Raw genomic sequence first — 16,873 nt, 5'->3', positions numbered from 1 at the left:
GCCTGAGTACCCCCTCGTCATGTCGTGCGTTCGCTACATGCTCCCCCTACCCACGCACCGACCTCACCCAGACCCCGTCCTCCGTCAAATACCGGTCCACCCTCAGCCCGGCCTCCCCCAGAGCCTCCTCGAACTGCTCCGGTGTCAACGGTCTGGCCAGGAAGGTCTGTGTCCACGTCGCGTCCGGGAACTCGTACTCCGCGTGCACCGAGTGGACGCCGTCCCCGACCGGCTCCGACGACACCAGCCGTATCGTCGACCCGGCCGGGCCGACCCGCTCGCGGGGCAGGTTCGTGTGGTAGTCCGCGCCCTCGCGCTGGATCAGCACCCGGCCGCCCTCCGCGAGGTGCCGGACGCAGGTGCGCAGCAGCCCCCGCCGCACCTCGACGTCCCCGGCGTGCACGAGGAACGACGCGAGCATCACCACGTCGAACTTCTCGTCCAGCTCGAGATCCTCGATCGGGCTGTGTATCGTCCGCGCTCCCCGGACGCGCTCCAGCATCTCGGCCGACTCGTCCACCGCCGTGACCGTGAAGCCCCGTTCCAGGAGGGGGTGGGTCATACGTCCGACACCGCTGCCCAGCTCCAGGATGTGGGCGCCGGCGGGCACCGCCGCGGCGATGACGTCCGGCTCGTCGCCGATCGGCAGGCGTGAGTAGAGCTCGACCGCGCAGCCGTCCGGGGTGATGGCACCTGGTCCCGTGCCTTCATATCCTTCTCGCGTTTCCCGTTTCATGCCCGCACAACGGCCCGCGACCGCACGGCCGTTCCCCCCTCCCAGTCAGTTCACCCGTTCGAGTCAAACCGCTGGAAACGGGAACCATCCGGCTCGATGAACCAGTGCCCGGCCGCCCACAGCTCCTGCCTCCTGGCGAGCCGGACGCGTTCCGTCGGCCCTTGGTGAACGTCCGGGCCGGAGAGTACGTTGCAGGTGGGAGTGGTGGTCCTGATGCGTACAGGCAGTGAGCCGATGACAGCGCGCAGTGCCCTGCGGGCGCGCCTGTGGCTGAGCGTGTGGGGGCTGGTGTGGTCGATCGCCGGCACCGCCGCGTTCGCGCTCGCCGGGCGCCCTGGGTGGGCTGCTGCCTGCGGTGTCCTGTGGCTGGTCGTCACGGTCGACCTGACCATGATCCTGCGGCACATCCGGCAGGGCCCGCACTACCAGCCGGGCCCCGACATCCCGCCGTACCGCCCACCGGAACAGCGCGGCCCGTGAACCCCCAGGCGCTAGCGCTAGGGCTGCGAGTCGTCGAAGCGCGCCGCTTCCAGATAGCGCGGGTTCGGGTCGAGTGCCGCCGCCAGCCGGAAGTGACGCTTGGCCTGGTCGGGGCGGCGCTGACGCTCGTAGGTACGCGCGAGCGCGTAGTGCGCGAACGCGTTGTCCGGCTCGCGCTCCAGGACGATCGTGAACTCCAGTTCTGCGGGCCGCAGTTGAGCGGCGGCGAAGAAGGCACGCGCACGCAGCAGCCGGGCGGCGGTGTTCTCGGGATGCGCGGCGATCACGGAGTCGAGCAGTTTCACCGCGCCACGGGGATCGCGCGCGGCGAGCAGTCGCTCGGCGGCGCGAAAGTCGATGACATGCGTCTCCGGAGTACGTCCGGTCGATCCGCTGGTCTGGGGCACGGCTGAGTCCTTCCCTCACTGCGCCGGTTCAACGCCCGGACAGCGCAGGGCTATTCCCCGGATGCCCGCGCTCTGCGTACGAGATCTGCCCATACGTCCTTTACGCGGCTTTCCAGTTGGTCCAGTGGCACGTCGTTGTCAATGACGACGTCCGCGATTTCCAGCCGCTTCTCGCGGGTCGCCTGGGCGGCCATGCGCGCGCGTGCGTCGTGCTCCGTCATGCCGCGCAGCCGGACCAGCCGGTCGAGCTGGGTCTCGGGGCGCGCGTCGACGACGATCACGAGGTCGTAGAGCGAGTTGAGGCCGTTCTCCGCGAGCAGCGGGACGTCGTGGACGACCACCGCGTCGGCCGCCGCGGCGGCTTCGAGGGCGCGCGACCGGGCGCCCACCAGGGGGTGCACGATGGAGTTGAGCACGGCGAGCTTCTCCGGGTCGGCGAAGACGATCGAACCCAGTTTGGGCCGGTCCAGTCCGCCGTCCTCGGCAAGAACCTCCGTACCGAAGGCGTCGACCACCGCGGCGAGCCCCTCGGTCCCCGGGGCGACGACCTCGCGCGCGATACGGTCCGCGTCGATCAGGACCGCGCCCTGCGCGACGAGCAGCCGCGACACCTCACTTTTGCCGGCCCCGATGCCGCCGGTCAGGCCCACTGTCAGCATGCCGGGAAGCTTAGGGCCTGGCGCTGACAACGTCTCCGACAGGGCGGCCGCGAGGGCGCGGCCGTGGAAGCCGGCCCTCAGGTGGGCTCAGCCCTCGCCTTCCCGCTCCGCGAGGAATCGCTCGAACTCCAGCCCGATCTCGTCGGCGGACGGGATGTCGACCGGCTCGGCGAGCATGTTGCCCCGACTCTCGGCACCCGCAGCCGCGTCGAACTGGTGTTCAAGACCCTGCACCAGGGCGACCAGGTCCTCGTCGCCCTCCTGGATCTGGCGGTCGATCTCCGTCTGGGTGCGGTGGGCGTCCGTGCGCAGCGCGTGCGCGATCCCGGGCAGGACCAGACCGGTGGCCGCCGTGACGGCCTCCAGGACGGTCAGTGCGGCGTCCGGATACGGGGAGCGGGCGATGTAGTGGGGAACGTGCGCGGCGACACCCAGGACGTCGTGACCGGCCTCCATGAGGCGGTACTCGACGAGTGACTCGGCGCTGCCGGGGACCTGCGCCTCCTCGAAGGGGCTGCGGTGTCCCGGCACCAGTTCGTTCCGGTTGCCGTGCGGCGTGAGGCCCACGGGCCGGGTGTGCGGTACGCCCATGGGGATGCCGTGGAAGTTCACCGACAGGCGGACGCCGAGGCGCTCGACGATCTGCTGCACGGCCAGGGCGAAGCGCTCCCACTCGACGTCCGGCTCGGGTCCGGACAGCAGCAGGAAGGGCGCCCCGGTGGCGTCCTGCACCAGCCGCACATCGAGCGAAGGCACCTCGTAGTCCGTCCAGCGGTCGCGCTTGAACGTCAGCAGCGGACGGCGCGCGCGGTAGTCCACGAGCCGGTCGTGATCGAAGCGGGCCACCACCTGGTGCGGCAGCGTGTCGAGCAACCGGTCGACGATCTGGCCGCCGGTCTCCCCCGCGTCGATGTACCCGTCGAAGTGGTAGAGCATGACAAGACCGGCCGACTCCTGCGCCAACGCCATGTCGACGACGGCCAGGCCTTTCGGCTCCCATGCGTACAAACCCTGCGGATCAAGCACAGTGACCGCTCCTCCTCGTGTTCATACTCCACAACGCCGCACAGGACACGAGCATTCCCGCTTGAAGGAACGGCAGGTCCAACTCCCCATGGGGCGCGGGGAACTGCGCGACAAGCCCCCACCGAACCCGCACCCGGACGACAACCGCCACCGCGCACGACGAGGGGCCCGCACCTCAACGGTGCGGGCCCCTCGACTAGCTGCTAAGCCACAGCGGCAGCGATCAGCTCTGGCCGCCGGCCAGCTTCTCGCGGAGCGCCGCAAGGGCCTCGTCGGACGCCAGGGCGCCGGACGTGTCGTCCGACTCCGAGGAGTACGAGCCGCCACCGGAGGCGGCCGGAGCCGCACCCGCAGCGCCGGTGCCGTCGGCCTCGGCCTGGGCGTCCGCCTCGCGGGACTTGATGACCTGAGCCTGGTGCTGCTCGAAGCGCTGCTGCGCCTCGGCGTACTGGTTCTCCCACACCTCGCGCTGGGATTCGAAGCCCTCGAGCCAGTCGTTGGTCTCGGGGTCGAAGCCCTCGGGGTAGATGTAGTTGCCCTGGTCGTCGTACGACGCGGCCATGCCGTAGAGCGTCGGGTCGAACTCGACCGAGGCCGGGTCGGAACCGAAGGACTCGTTGGCCTGCTTCAGCGAGAGGCTGATGCGACGACGCTCGAGGTCGATGTCGATGACCTTGACGAAGATCTCGTCGTTGACCTGGACGACCTGCTCCGGGATCTCCACGTGGCGCTCGGCCAGCTCGGAGATGTGGACCAGACCCTCGATGCCCTCGTCCACGCGGACGAACGCGCCGAACGGAACGAGCTTCGTGACCTTACCCGGGACGACCTGACCGATCTGGTGCGTCCGGGCGAACTGCTGCCACGGGTCTTCCTGCGTCGCCTTCAGCGACAGGGAGACACGCTCGCGGTCCATGTCGACGTCGAGGACCTCGACGGTGACTTCCTGGCCGACCTCGACAACCTCGGAGGGGTGGTCGATGTGCTTCCAGGAGAGCTCGGAGACGTGCACGAGACCGTCGACGCCACCCAGGTCCACGAAGGCACCGAAGTTGACGATCGAGGAGACGACGCCGGAGCGGACCTGACCCTTCTGCAGGGTCGTGAGGAACGTCTGGCGCACCTCGGACTGGGTCTGCTCGAGCCAGGCGCGGCGGGACAGGACCACGTTGTTGCGGTTCTTGTCCAGCTCGATGATCTTCGCCTCGAGCTCCTTGCCCACGTAGGGCTGGAGGTCGCGGACACGACGCATCTCGACGAGGGAGGCCGGCAGGAAGCCACGGAGGCCGATGTCGAGGATGAGACCACCCTTGACGACCTCGATGACGGTACCGGTGACGATGCCGTCCTCTTCCTTGATCTTCTCGATGGTGCCCCAGGCGCGCTCGTACTGGGCGCGCTTCTTCGAGAGGATCAGGCGGCCTTCCTTGTCCTCCTTCTGGAGAACAAGGGCTTCGATCTCGTCGCCGACCTTGACGACCTCGTTGGGGTCGACGTCGTGCTTGATCGAGAGCTCGCGGCTCGGGATGACACCTTCGGTCTTGTAACCGATGTCGAGGAGAACCTCGTCCCGGTCAACCTTGACGATGACGCCGTCGACGATGTCGCCATCGTTGAAGTACTTGATCGTCTCGTCGATAGCGGCGAGGAATGCTTCCTCGTCACCGATGTCGTTGACCGCAACCTGCGGAGTGGTGGCGGTGATCTCGGTGCTGCTCGTCATGTGGGAAAGGGCTCCGGTACGGACAGAGAGTCGTAGGTACTGCTTGCGCCGGGAGCCCGTTTCGCTCTGCAGAAGGCCGGACAGCCAAGGAAGCGCCACACCTGGACCTGCTGATCCAGTGGCGCCTCGACAACCGAGGGGACATACATACAGATGCGAGCGCAGCCTGCTACGTCTGAGGTGCGCAGGCCCGCAGCGCAACTTGTAGCATACGGGGGCAGCCGGGCAGGGTCAATGCGCGAAGGCGCACACCCGGGGCGGATCGCCGCATACCCGGCACAAGACGTGCCCCAGGAGGCCACGCAGGCGCGTCGGCGTCCCATTCGTGACACCCGCCGGGACAGGTCGCACCGAAGAGACCGCACACTAATACGAGGGAGCCGATCATCCAAGAGCCCGAATCGACCGAGCCGGAGGCCACCCGGCGTGCCGCGGGAGTCACGGAGAGCTCCCGGGCCAACCGGGGCTGGTGGGACCGCAACGCGGACGACTACCAGAACGAGCACGGCACCTTCCTCGGCGACGACCGTTTCGTCTGGTGCCCCGAGGGCCTCGACGAGGTGGAGGCCGAACTCCTCGGCCCCGCCGAGGACCTCAAAGGCAAGGACATTCTGGAGATCGGCGCCGGCGCGGCCCAGTGCTCACGCTGGCTGGCCGCCCAGGGCGCCCGTCCGGTCGCCCTCGACCTCTCCCACCGCCAGCTCCAGCACGCCCTGCGGATCGGCGGCGACGTCCCTCTGGTGGAGGCCGACGCCGGCGCGCTGCCCTTCGCGGACGCCTCTTTCGACCTGGTGTGCTCGGCGTACGGGGCCATGCCCTTCGTCGCCGATCCGGTCCAGGTGCTGCGGGAGGTACGCCGGGTACTGCGCCCCGGCGGGCGCTTCGTCTTCTCGGTGACCCACCCGCTGCGCTGGGCGTTCCCGGACGAGCCCGGCCCCGAGGGCCTGTCCGTCTCGGGTTCCTACTTCGACCGCACGCCGTACGTCGAGCAGGACGACGACGGCAACGCGGTGTACGTCGAGCACCACAGGACGGTCGGCGACCGCGTCCGGGACGTCGTGGCGGGCGGCTTCCGCCTGGTCGACCTGGTCGAGCCGGAGTGGCCGTCCTGGAACACGTCCGAGTGGGGCGGCTGGTCCCCGCTGCGCGGCGGCCTCATCCCGGGGACGGCGATCCTCGTCTGTGAGCGCGACTGAACCGCCGGCTTTGCCCGGCAGGCCCTCGAAAGTGCCCTTCACGCACGCGTGGAGGGCACTTTCCATGGACGTAAGACACTAGAGGCGTGATCCGTTACGACGCCCTGGACGTCCTGCCCGTACGCGGCGCCCTGCCCGGTCTGACCGACGCGCTCGACGCGCACGGCACCGCCGTCCTCGTGGCCCCGCCCGGGACCGGCAAGACGACGCTGGTGCCTTTGGCCCTGGCGGGACTGCTGGACGACGGCGGGCCCGTGCGGCGGGTCGTGGTCGCCGAGCCGAGGCGGATCGCCGCGCGGGCGGCGGCCCGGCGGATGGCGTGGCTGCTGGGCGAGCAGGTCGGCGCGAGCGTCGGGTACACCGTGCGCGGGGAGCGGGTGGTCGGGCCACGCACGCGCGTGGAGGTCGTCACGACCGGTGTGCTGCTGCAACGGCTGCAGCGGGACCAGGAGTTGCCCGGCGTCGACGTGGTCGTGCTCGACGAGTGCCACGAACGGCACCTGGACGCGGACACCGCGGCGGCGTTCCTGGTCGATGTGCGGGCGGCGCTGCGCCCCGAACTGCGGCTGGTGGCGGCGTCGGCGACGACCGACGCCGAGGGCTGGGCCGGGCTGCTGGGCGGCGCACCTGTGGTCGAGGCCGCGGGCGTGTCGTACCCGGTGGAGGTGGTGTGGGCGCCGCCGGCCCGTCCGGTGCGGCCGCCGCACGGTATGCGGGTCGATCCGGCGCTGCTGACGCATGTGGCGTCGGTGGTGCGACGGGCGCTGGCCGAGCGGGCGGGGGACGTCCTGTGCTTCCTGCCCGGCGTGGGCGAGATCGCGCGCGTGGCGGGCCAGTTGCGGGACCTCGGGCCCTCGGTCGAGGTGCTCCAGGTGCACGGGCGGGCGCCGGCGGCGGTGCAGGACTCGGTGCTGTCGGGGGGAACGGGGCGCCGCGTGGTGCTGGCGACGTCCGTGGCCGAGTCGTCGCTGACGGTTCCGGGGGTCCGGGTGGTCATCGACTCCGGCCTGGCGCGCGAGCCGAGGGTGGACCACGCGCGTGGGCTGAGCGCGCTGGCGACGGTGCGGGCCTCGCAGGCGGCCGGGCGGCAGCGGGCGGGGCGGGCCGGGCGGGAGGCGCCGGGGGTGGTGTACCGCTGCTGGGCGGAGGCCGAGGACGCCCGTCTGACGCGCTTTCCGTCTCCCGAGATCAAGGTGGCCGACCTGACGGCGTTCGCTCTTCAGGCGGCCTGCTGGGGTGATCCTGACGCCTCCGGGCTGGCCCTGCTCGACCCGCCGCCGGGCGGCGCGATGGCGGCGGCGCGGGCGGTGCTGACGGCGATCGGCGCGGTGGACACCACGGGGCGGGTCACGGACCGGGGCGTGCGGATGTCCCGTCTCGGTCTGCACCCCCGGCTGGCGCGGGCGCTGCTGGACGCGGCTCCCGAGGTGGGCGCGGCCCGCGCAGCAGAGGTGGTCGCGCTGCTGAGCGAGGAACCGCCGAGGGAGTACGGCGACGACCTCGCGGCGGCCTGGCGTACGGCACGGCGCGGGAACGACGCGTACGCGGCCCGCTGGCGGACGGAGGCCCGCCGACTGCGGTCGGCGGCGCCGGAGAACGCCTCCCGCCGATCCGCGGCGGCGGCCGCCGATTCGGAGGGCTCGGCTCCGGCCGACGCCGGTGCGACAGGGGCCACCGAGGCGCAGGGCACCGCCGAGGCCACAGGCGCCGCCAGGTCGGAGGACGCCACCGCCGGTGCTTCCGCCGCGTCAGGCGCGTCCGCCGCTTCCGCCACGACCGGCGCTTCCAGCGCACCCGGCACGTCCGGCGCGTCCGCCGCTTCCGCCACGGCTGGCGCGACCGGCGTTTCCGCCGCTTCCAGCGCTCCCGGCATGTCCAGCGCACACGGCGCGTCCGGCACTCCCGGCACTCCCGGCACTCCCGGCGCGTCCAGCACGTCCAGCACGTCCGGCGGGGACGATCGTGCCGTCGGGCTCGTTGCCGCGCTTGCCTTTCCCGAGCGGGTCGCCAGGGCTCAGGGGGGCTCGTATCTGATGGTGTCCGGTACCCGGGCCGAGGCCGGTGCGGGTTCGGCGCTGCGGGGTGTCCCCTGGATCGCGGTCGCCGTGGCGGACCGGCCGGTCGGGGCCGGGCACGCGCGTGTGCGGCTCGCCGCCACCGTCGACGAGGACACCGCCCGGTCGGCGGCCGGCGCTCTGCGTACGGCGGGCGAGGAGGTCCACTGGGCCGGCGGGGACGTCGTCGCCCGGTGGGTGGAGCGGCTGGGGGCGGTGGAGTTGGCGGTGCGCCCGCTGCGTGACCCCGACCCCGCCCTCGTACGCGACGCCCTTCTCGAGGGGCTGCGGCAGGACGGGCTCGGCCTGTTGCGGTGGTCCGCGGACGCGGTGGCGCTGCGGCAGCGGCTCACGTTTTTGCATCTGCACCTGGGCGCCCCTTGGCCGGACGTCTCCGACAACGCCCTCCACGCGCGCGTGGACGAGTGGTTGGAGCCGGAGCTGAGCCGGGCGCGCCGACGGGCCGACCTGGGGCGCGTCGAGGCGGGGCAGGCCCTCAACCGGCTGCTGCCGTGGGCCTCCGGGGAGGCCGGCCGCTTCGACGAGCTGACGCCCGAGCGACTGACGGTGCCGAGTGGGTCCAGGATCCGGATCGACTACTCCGATCCCGAACGGCCGGTGCTCGCCGTGAAGTTGCAGGAGATGTTCGGGCTGCGGGAGTCGCCCGTCGTGGCCGGGGTGCCGGTTCTCGTCCATCTGCTGTCGCCCGCCGGGCGGCCCGCCGCCGTCACCGCCGACCTCGCCTCCTTCTGGAACGACGGCTACAAGGGCGTACGCGCCGAGTTGCGTGGCCGGTATCCGAAGCATCCGTGGCCCGAGGACCCGGCGACCGCCGAGCCCACCCGGCACACCAACGCGCGGCTCAGGCGGTGACCGGCTCGGGGGCGGAGGTTTTGGCGGGTTCGGGTTCGGCAGGCCTGCGTCCACGCGCCTCCAGATAGAGGGCGAGGGCCAGCAGGAGCACGCCCAGGGACAGGAAACCCCAGGGCAGGTACGACGTCAGCAACAGGACCAGTACCCGCTGGGACTTGACCAGGGCGACCGTCGACTCGATGTAGTCCTCGCGCATTTTCACGTGCCCCGCGAAGGCCGTGACCTTGTCGCGCCCGCCGAGGAGGGCGCCCCCGCGCAGCTCCTCCTTGTGGATCTCCTCGCCGTAGACGGGCGCGCCGGTGACCGGTTCCACCCAGAACTTGCGGACCGTGGTGTACCAGCGGGTCATACCGGTCGCGGCGACCACCTCGGGCGTGATGCCCTTGACGGGCAGGTCCTTGGGGAAGGGAACCCTCGTCCACGGGATGGTCTGTTCGAAGTAGTAGACCGAGACGCCACGGAAGTCCTGAGTGCCCTTGTAGTGGATGGGCGTTGTCAACCGGGCCTGCGCGTCGAAGTACTCGTAGTCCCGCTTCTCGGTCAGGAACGGCCACTTGAACTCGATGCCCCGCCGTTTCACCGGGTCGCCGTCGACCATCTCGCCGGTGGCGTGGACCGGTTCCTGGGTGTGCGCGTCGAAGATGTAGCGCTCGGGAAACTTGGAGACCATCTTCCCGTCGGGCCCCTGGACATAGGAGAGGCCGTCCCAGACGACAACGTCCCGCCCCGCCGTTCGCTCGATCTTCTCGGAGGCTTCGACGTTGCCTTTGAGGGTCTGCACGATGGTGACCTTGGGGACCTTCACGGCCTGGAACGAGTCGTAGTCGAGCAGCGTCGCGTTCTTCGCCTCGAGCACCATGGTCGTGTACTGGTTCGCCGGCACCTTGGCGAGGCGCGGAAAGGCGTACCAGCGCAGCAGTGGGGACAGCGCCGCGAAGAACACGGCGAGGGCGAGCAGGATCAGGCCGGACTTGCGGCGCATCTCGGCCTCCCTCCCAACGAGGTACGGCGGCTATGGGTGTGCCGGCACGGTGGTCAGCAGCGGCTTCGGGGACGTCGTACCCGTCGGTGCGCCCACGGCGGTGATCGTGAGGACGAGCGCGAACGCGAGGGCGAGACCGGTTGCGGCGGCGATCAGGGCACGCATTCGGGGCCTCCCCGGCTGCCGGCAGTGAGCTGATGGGGTGTCAGGTCGGGCACCGTAGCAACGGGCGCCCGAGATGAGAACAGCTCGTACACACGAAAGCGGCACCCCTCGCCGTGAACGGGGTGCCGCTTGAGCTCGTATGGATGTGTACGGGGACCTACGCGCTCGGGGAGGCGGAGGCCGACGGGTCGGCCGACTCGGTCGGAGTCGACGGTTCCGGCGCGGGAGTGGAGTCCGTGGGAGTGGTGGAGCCCGTCGGGGTGGGCGCCGCCACTGTCAGGTCCACCGTCAGGGTGGCGCCGCCGGTGGTGGTGATGCGGAGGGAGAAGGTGCCGGTGGAGTCGTCCGCGTACAGCTTCGGCAGCTTGAGCAGGCCGTTCGCGTCCGTCTCGAGACCCGTGAGGGTACGGACGGCCTTGCCGTCCGCGTCCTTGAAATAGGGGCCCTTGTCGTTCACCGTCAGGTCGTCCGCCGAGGTGATCAGGGTGGCGGTGGCCGCGACCCGGTCCGCGACGGCCCCGTCGTTCGTGGCCTTGGCCTCGACCTGGTCGGCGAACTCGCCGCCCGGCACGCAGGTGAGCGCGGTGGTGTCGGTGCGCACCAGGGTGTCGGCGGCTCGGGCGCTGACGGTGGCCGAGTAGTCGAGGCCGGTGACCGTACGGCCGACGACGATCGCGCGGATCGTGAAGTCGCCGGTCTTCTCGCCCGCCTTGAGCGTGGGCGCGACCGCGACTCCGGTGCCGTCGGTGACGACCGTGGCGATGTTCTCGCCCCCGGTGAAGGTGGTGTCGGTGTCGCCGATGATCGTGAAGCGGATCCTGACCTTCCCGACCGCCTTGCCGGCCGCGGTCTCCGCGCGCGTGCTGATCCGCTTGCTGAACGCGTCGCCCGCGGTCGCGGTGAGTTTGGCGGTGCCGGCGTCCTCCAGGTGGTCCACCGTGTCGGTGGGCGTGGGGGTGGGCACGGGTATCGGGGTCGTCGTGGGGGGCTTGCCCGGCTTGGCCGGGGGCGGCGGGGCGCTCGTACCCGGCGTGCCCGTCCCGGGCTTGCTCGTCCCCGGCTTGGTCGGGCCGGGGCTCGGTGTCGGCGTGATCGGCCTCGGCGTGGGGCGCACCTCGGTGTGGCCGTCGCTGCGGCTCGAGGGCAGCGTGCCCGTGCCGTCCGGGACCTCGTGGGTGCCCTTGCGGTAGTACTCCAGCCACGTCAGGACGAGGTTCAGATATTCCGTCGAGTTGTTGTAGCTGAGGATCGCGCGGTTGAGATCGTCCTGCGTCGACAGGTCCCAGCCGAACCGGCACAGATAGTAACCGGCGGCGAGGGCCGCGTCGTAGACGTTGTTGGGGTCCTTCTTGCCGTCGCCGTTGCCGTCGCGGCCCGCCCACGCCCAGGTGGACGGGATGAACTGCATGGGCCCCACGGCGCTGTCGTAGCTGCTGTTGCCGTCGTAGGCGCCGTTGTCGGTGTCCCTGATGAGGGCGAAGCCGTTGCCGTCGAGCTGCGGGCCCAGGATCGGCTTGGTCGTGGTGCCGTTCGCGTCGACCCGGCCGCCGCGGGCCTGACCGGACTCGACCTTGCCGATGGCCGCGAGGAGTTGCCAGGGCAGATTGCAGCCTGGTTTGGCCGCGCCCAGCGCCGCCTCGGCCCTCTTGTAGGCGTCGAGGACGGTCGCGGGTATGCCGGCCTCGGCCTCGCCGATCGAGACCGGCGTGCCTATGACCGAGGACTGCGACGGGTTCGGGCTGGGGCTGGGGTTCGGGCTGTTCAGCGGCGGAAGGTCCGTGTAGTACGGCGAGTTGCCGGTCGCGCTACCGCCGGCCACCGCGTCGGACTCGGACGTGGGCTGGGAGTCACTGGCGGTCTGTCTGCCCTGGTCGTCGACCGTCGCCCCCGGAGCCTGGGACGCGGACAGAGCCGCGACCGCGAGCGCGGCCGCAGCGGTGGTCGCCGCCCCCTTGCGGAGCCTCCTGCCGATGTACGCCGCCATACAGAGAACCCCTCCCGCGGGCGGCGAGCCGCCCTGTTCCGCCGGTTTTCACCCGGTCTTCGTCAGCCTTGCAAACCGGCCACTTCGCCCGATTCCACGCATTGTTCGCGCTTTCCGTCTACGTTGCGCTTACGTGTTCGGCCATGCTCCCCAGCAGACCGACCCAGGCGACCCTACGACAACTTGCGTTTCGCGGACACCCGTTCGCGCCCGATATTCACCGATTGACCAGCTGTGAATCTCTCGTGTGGCGCGGACCCGGGTTGCCCGCACGCCGCTTTTCTCGCCCCCTTCCCATGCCCCTGCGACCGCCCGCCGCAGCTTGCGGCCGTCCCGCATACTGGACGCCGATGATCATCAGGGCGGTTCGCCCCACGTCAACATCTGTTCCAGGGAGCCCACTTGCCGTTCACTCTCAGCCATGCGGCGGCCGTACTGCCCGGCGTACGCGCCGACGGAACGGGACGCGGCCGACTGATTCCCGCGGTACTGGTCGCCGGCTCCTTTTCCCCCGACCTGACCTACTTCGCGGCAAGCGTCCTGCCCGGGGCGATGGAGTTCGGCACGTTCACCCACTCTTTCCCTGGCGTCTTCACGTTCGACGTGGTTGTCGCCTGGGCGCTGGTCGCCCTGTGGCTGTTCCTGCGCGAGCCGCTGGTGGCCCTGCTGCCACGCACCGGGCAGGAGCGGGTGGTCACTCTGCTGCGCTGCGGGGCCCCACGCGCGCGGGTGACGCCCTCCCTGGTGCTGCGGTGGTACGCGTCGGCCGCTCTCGGCGCCCTGACCCATGTCGTCTGGGACGCGTTCACGCACCACGACCGGTGGGGGGTACGGCTGTTCCCCGTCCTCGACAGCACGCTGGCGGGCTCGCCCGGGTTCTGGTACCTGCAGTACGGCAGTTCGGCGCTGGCCGCGGTGGTCATCGCCTGGTTCGTGTACTACGCGCTACGGCAGACCGGCGCGGGCGAGCCGACAGGCGTGCCGGCGCTGTCGGTACGGGACCGGTGGCTGGCCTGCGCCGTGATCGGCGGCTGCGCGACGGTGGGGGCGGTGCAGCGGGTGCTGCGCTGGTGGACGCACTGGGGGGCGACGGCAAGGCCGTGGGAGGTGATCCCGACGCTGTGCTTCGGAGCGGGTGCGGGGCTCCTGTCGGGAGTGGTCCTGTACGCGGTGGCCGTCAGGGCAAGGCGTCCCGGCGCGCGGGCCGAGGCCGCTGCCCTTGAGGGCACCCACCTCCGCACGGAAGACGGTACGGAAGGACCGTCGGAGGAGAAGGCCGCGCAGGATCACGCGGGCGGGCGGGCCGGCGGGCGTACGGGTTCCCGCTGATCCCCGCGAAGCGGCCGGCGCAGCTATCCGCGCCCCCAGCCGGCCCAGCGCCGCCAGGCCAGGGCGCGGCCGACTGCCGGAAGGTCGGAGCGTGGGCCGAGGTGGGCGCGGCGGATGCGGGCGGGCGGCGCGAGCAGGCGCCTCAGCGTGTCCGCACGGTACGCGAGGGGCATGGCGCCAGGGCTGCTGCCAGGAAGGCGGACGGTGCTCGCGTCCCCCGCGAACGCCCGGACCGAAGCGGGCCGCCGTGCGAAGGCCGTCCAGCGGATGAGCGTGCGTATACCCATGCCCGCATCCTGTGGGCCCACCCCTACACAGGCGCCCCCGCAAGGGCCACGCGAGTGACGGGCCGCGCCCCCGAAGGGGCGCGGGGGACTGCGCGGCCAGCCCCCACCGGCCGAAGCCGACGAACGACGTGACCAGGGACAACCGACCCGCGCAGACGAACCGTCTGGCCGGCGGAGCTAGTGCGCGGCGGACTCCCAGTCGAGTCCCGAGCCCACCGACACATCCAGCGGCGCCCGGAGGGCCACCGCACCCGCCATCTCCCGGCGGACCAGTTCCTCCGCGGCCTCGCGCTCACCCGGGGCGATCTCCAGGACGATTTCGTCGTGGACCTGGAGCAGCATGCGCGACTTGAGTCCGGCCTCCTCCAGCGCCCGGCCCACATTCAGCATGGCGATCTTGACGATGTCCGCCGCCGTGCCCTGGATCGGGGCGTTCAGAGCCATGCGCTCGGCCATCTCACGACGCTGCCGGTTGTCGCTGTTCAGGTCGGGCAGGTAACGGCGACGACCGAAGAGGGTCTCCGTGTAGCCCGTGGCCCGCGCCTCGTCGACGGCCCGGCGCAGATAGTCCCGTACCCCGCCGAAGCGCTCGAAGTACGTGTCCATCAGGCCGCGTGCCTCGCCCGCGTCGATGTTCAGCTGCCCGGACAGGCCGAAGGCCGACAGGCCGTACGCCAGGCCGTACGACATCGCCTTGATCTTGCGGCGCATCTCCGCGTCCACCGCGGAGCGGTCGACCGCGAACACCTGGGAGGCGACCGTGGTGTGCAGGTCCTCTCCGGACGTGAACGCCTCCAGCAGGCCCTCGTCCTCCGAGAGGTGGGCCATCACCCGCAGTTCGATCTGGCTGTAGTCCGCGGTCATCAGCGACTCGAAGCCCTCGCCGACCACGAACCCCCGGCGGATGGCCCGCCCCTCGTCCGTACGGACCGGGATGTTCTGGAGGTTGGGGTCCGTGGAGGACAGCCGGCCCGTCGCCGCCACCGTCTGGTTGAACGTCGTGTGGATACGGCCGTCCGCCGCGATCGTCTTGATCAGGCCCTCGACGGTGACACGCAGCTTCGCCTGCTCACGGTGGCGGAGCATGATGACCGGCAGTTCGTTGTCGGTCTGGTTCGCGAGCCACGCCAGGGCGTCCGCGTCCGTCGTGTAGCCCGTCTTGGTCTTCTTCGTCTTCGGCAGGCCGAGCTCCCCGAAGAGGACTTCCTGAAGCTGCTTGGGCGAGCCGAGGTTGAACTCGTGACCGGCCGCCGCGTGGGCCTCCTTCACCGCCTGCTGCACCGCGCCCGCGAACATCTGCTCCATCGCTTCGAGATGGGCCCGGTCCGCCGCGATGCCGTGCCGCTCCATCCGGGCCAGCAGTGCCGACGTCGGCAGCTCCATGTCCCGCAGCAGCTCCGCCGCGCCGACCTCCTGGAGACGCTCACCGAACGCCACGCCCAGGTCGACGATCGTTCGGGCCTGCACCATCAGGGAGTCGGCCTCCGCGCCCTCGTCCGTACCGAAGGCGAGCTGGCCGTCCGCCGTCGCGGCGGGCGCCAGTTCACGGCCGAGGTACTCCAGGGACAGGGCGTCCAGGTCGAAGGAGCGCCTGCCCGGCTTGACCAGGTACGCGGCCAGCGCCGTGTCCATGCTCACCCCGGCCACGGTCCAGCCGTGCTCGGCGAACACCCGCATCGCGCCCTTGGCACTGTGGAACACCTTGGGCCGGTCCGCGTCGGCCAGCCAGGCCGCGAACGCGTTCTCGTCGGCCTCGTCCAGCTCCGCCGGATCGAACCAGGCCGCCGCTCCCCCGGGCGCGGCGAGCGCGATCTCGGCGACCGAGCCGCTGCCCAGCGCCCAGGTGTCGACCGTCGCGACGCCGAGGACGGTCGTACCGTGCTCGGTGAGCCAGGGAGCCAGCTCGCCCGCGCCGAGGACCGACCCGTCCACCTCGACACCACCCTCGGCCACCGGTAGCGCCTCGGCCACCTCGGCGCCCGGATCGACCGCCAGGAGACGCTCGCGCAGGGAGGGGTTGCGGATCTCCAGGGTGTCCAGGACCATCGCCACCGCCGTACGGTCGTACGCCGCGCGCTCCAAGTCGGTGACCGTCTTCGGGAGTTCGACGTCCCGGACCATCTCCGTGAGCCGGCGGTTGAGCTTGACGGCCTCCAGGTGGTCGCGCAGGTTCTGCCCGGCCTTGCCCTTGACCTCCTCGACCCGCTCGACCAGGTCCGCGAACGACCCGAACTGGTTGATCCACTTCGCCGCCGTCTTCTCACCGACCCCCGGGATGCCCGGCAGGTTGTCGGACGGGTCTCCGCGCAGCGCCGCGAAGTCCGGGTACTGGGACGGCGTCAACCCGTACTTCTCGAAGACCTTCTCCGGGGTGAAGCGGGTCAGCTCGGAGACGCCCTTCGTCGGATACAGCACCGTCGTGTTCTCGGTGACCAGCTGGAAGGAGTCCCGGTCGCCGGTGACGATCAGTACTTCAAAACCCTCGGCCTCGGCCTGCGTGGCCAGCGTGGCGATGACGTCGTCCGCCTCGAAACCGTCGACCGCGAACCGCTGCGCGTGCATCGCGTCGAGCAGCTCGCCGATCAGCTCGACCTGCCCCTTGAACTCGTCCGGCGTCTTCGACCGGTTCGCCTTGTACTCCGTGAACTCCTCGGAGCGCCAGGTCTTGCGGGACACGTCGAACGCCACCGCGAAATGCGTGGGCGCCTCGTCGCGCAGCGTGTTGGCGAGCATCGACGCGAAGCCGTAGATCGCGTTCGTCGGCTGGCCCGTCGCGGTCGTGAAATTCTCCGCGGGCAGCGCGAAGAACGCGCGGTACGCCAGCGAGTGCCCGTCCATGAGCATCAGCCGGGGGCGGCCCGTGCCGGAGGTCTTCTCGGTCTTCTTCGATGCTGTTTCTGCCACGACCCCGATCCTGCCACGTGCCACTGACAACGCGGGCCCCTCGGGCCGTCCCCGGCCCTCTACGCCGT

13 protein-coding genes and 1 pseudogene are annotated in these 16,873 nt (G+C 71.0%); 4 read left to right on the top strand and 10 right to left on the bottom strand.

Features of this window, described 5'->3' with window-relative positions; genetic code table 11:
• Window positions 1-46: 46 nt before the first annotated feature.
• Window positions 47-736, bottom strand: a complete 690-nt coding sequence (locus PV396_RS00855; RefSeq protein ID WP_319199615.1) for a class I SAM-dependent methyltransferase — start codon at window positions 734-736, stop codon at window positions 47-49.
• A gap of 213 nt (window positions 737-949) precedes the next feature.
• Here PV396_RS00855 and PV396_RS00850 point away from each other — a divergent pair, with 213 nt between their 5' ends.
• On the top strand, window positions 950-1,216 hold the full coding sequence (locus PV396_RS00850; RefSeq protein ID WP_319199614.1) for a DUF6343 family protein: 267 nt from the start codon (window positions 950-952) through the stop codon (window positions 1,214-1,216).
• A 17-nt stretch (window positions 1,217-1,233) separates the two neighbouring features.
• Here the strand turns inward: PV396_RS00850 and PV396_RS00845 are convergent, their stop codons facing one another.
• The 4 genes from PV396_RS00845 to rpsA form a co-directional block, all read right to left on the bottom strand.
• Window positions 1,234-1,623 (bottom strand): tetratricopeptide repeat protein, encoded by a 390-nt coding sequence (locus tag PV396_RS00845; RefSeq protein ID WP_319199613.1) that lies wholly within the window; start codon window positions 1,621-1,623, stop codon window positions 1,234-1,236.
• A 50-nt stretch (window positions 1,624-1,673) separates the two neighbouring features.
• Window positions 1,674-2,282 (bottom strand): dephospho-CoA kinase, encoded by a 609-nt coding sequence (gene coaE, locus PV396_RS00840; protein ID WP_319199612.1) that lies wholly within the window; start codon window positions 2,280-2,282, stop codon window positions 1,674-1,676.
• Between the two features lie 87 nt (window positions 2,283-2,369).
• Window positions 2,370-3,308, bottom strand: a complete 939-nt coding sequence (locus tag PV396_RS00835; protein ID WP_319199611.1) for a PAC2 family protein — start codon at window positions 3,306-3,308, stop codon at window positions 2,370-2,372.
• A 223-nt stretch (window positions 3,309-3,531) separates the two neighbouring features.
• Complete coding sequence (gene rpsA / locus PV396_RS00830; RefSeq protein WP_319199610.1) at window positions 3,532-5,031, bottom strand: 30S ribosomal protein S1; 1,500 nt, start codon at window positions 5,029-5,031, stop codon at window positions 3,532-3,534.
• Window positions 5,032-5,184: 153 nt separating this feature from the next.
• Here rpsA and PV396_RS00825 point away from each other — a divergent pair.
• Window positions 5,185-6,227, top strand: a pseudogene (locus PV396_RS00825) (class I SAM-dependent methyltransferase).
• Between the two features lie 86 nt (window positions 6,228-6,313).
• Window positions 6,314-9,154, top strand: coding sequence for an ATP-dependent RNA helicase (locus PV396_RS00820; RefSeq protein ID WP_319199609.1), 2,841 nt, complete (start codon window positions 6,314-6,316; stop codon window positions 9,152-9,154).
• Here PV396_RS00820 and PV396_RS00815 read toward each other — a convergent pair.
• The 3 genes from PV396_RS00815 to PV396_RS00805 form a co-directional block, all read right to left on the bottom strand.
• The gene (locus PV396_RS00815; protein ID WP_319199608.1) at window positions 9,144-10,136 is read right to left on the bottom strand and encodes a DUF3068 domain-containing protein; all 993 of its coding nucleotides are present in this window, start codon (window positions 10,134-10,136) and stop codon (window positions 9,144-9,146) included. The genes PV396_RS00820 and PV396_RS00815 overlap by 11 nt on opposite strands.
• Before the next feature lie 30 nt (window positions 10,137-10,166).
• Window positions 10,167-10,301, bottom strand: a complete 135-nt coding sequence (locus tag PV396_RS00810) for an SPW_0924 family protein (RefSeq protein WP_319199607.1) — start codon at window positions 10,299-10,301, stop codon at window positions 10,167-10,169.
• A 157-nt stretch (window positions 10,302-10,458) separates the two neighbouring features.
• Window positions 10,459-12,285, bottom strand: coding sequence for a lytic transglycosylase domain-containing protein (locus PV396_RS00805; RefSeq protein WP_319199606.1), 1,827 nt, complete (start codon window positions 12,283-12,285; stop codon window positions 10,459-10,461).
• 402 nt (window positions 12,286-12,687) lie between these two features.
• On the opposite strand from PV396_RS00805, the gene PV396_RS00800 reads away from it, so the two are divergent.
• Window positions 12,688-13,614 (top strand): DUF4184 family protein, encoded by a 927-nt coding sequence (locus tag PV396_RS00800; protein WP_319199605.1) that lies wholly within the window; start codon window positions 12,688-12,690, stop codon window positions 13,612-13,614.
• A gap of 23 nt (window positions 13,615-13,637) precedes the next feature.
• Here the strand turns inward: PV396_RS00800 and PV396_RS00795 are convergent, their stop codons facing one another.
• Together PV396_RS00795 and polA are read right to left on the bottom strand one after the other, a co-directional pair.
• Entirely contained in the window at window positions 13,638-13,901 is a 264-nt protein-coding gene (locus PV396_RS00795) for a hypothetical protein (RefSeq protein WP_319199604.1), read from the bottom strand.
• 177 nt (window positions 13,902-14,078) lie between these two features.
• Window positions 14,079-16,805 (bottom strand): DNA polymerase I, encoded by a 2,727-nt coding sequence (polA, locus tag PV396_RS00790; RefSeq protein ID WP_319199603.1) that lies wholly within the window; start codon window positions 16,803-16,805, stop codon window positions 14,079-14,081.
• Window positions 16,806-16,873: the final 68 nt, after the last annotated feature.

It is taken from the genome of Streptomyces sp. ME02-8801-2C, from assembly GCF_033793965.1.
In the GTDB taxonomy this organism is placed as follows: domain Bacteria; phylum Actinomycetota; class Actinomycetes; order Streptomycetales; family Streptomycetaceae; genus Streptomyces.
This window is presented reverse-complemented; position numbering and strand designations above follow the sequence as displayed.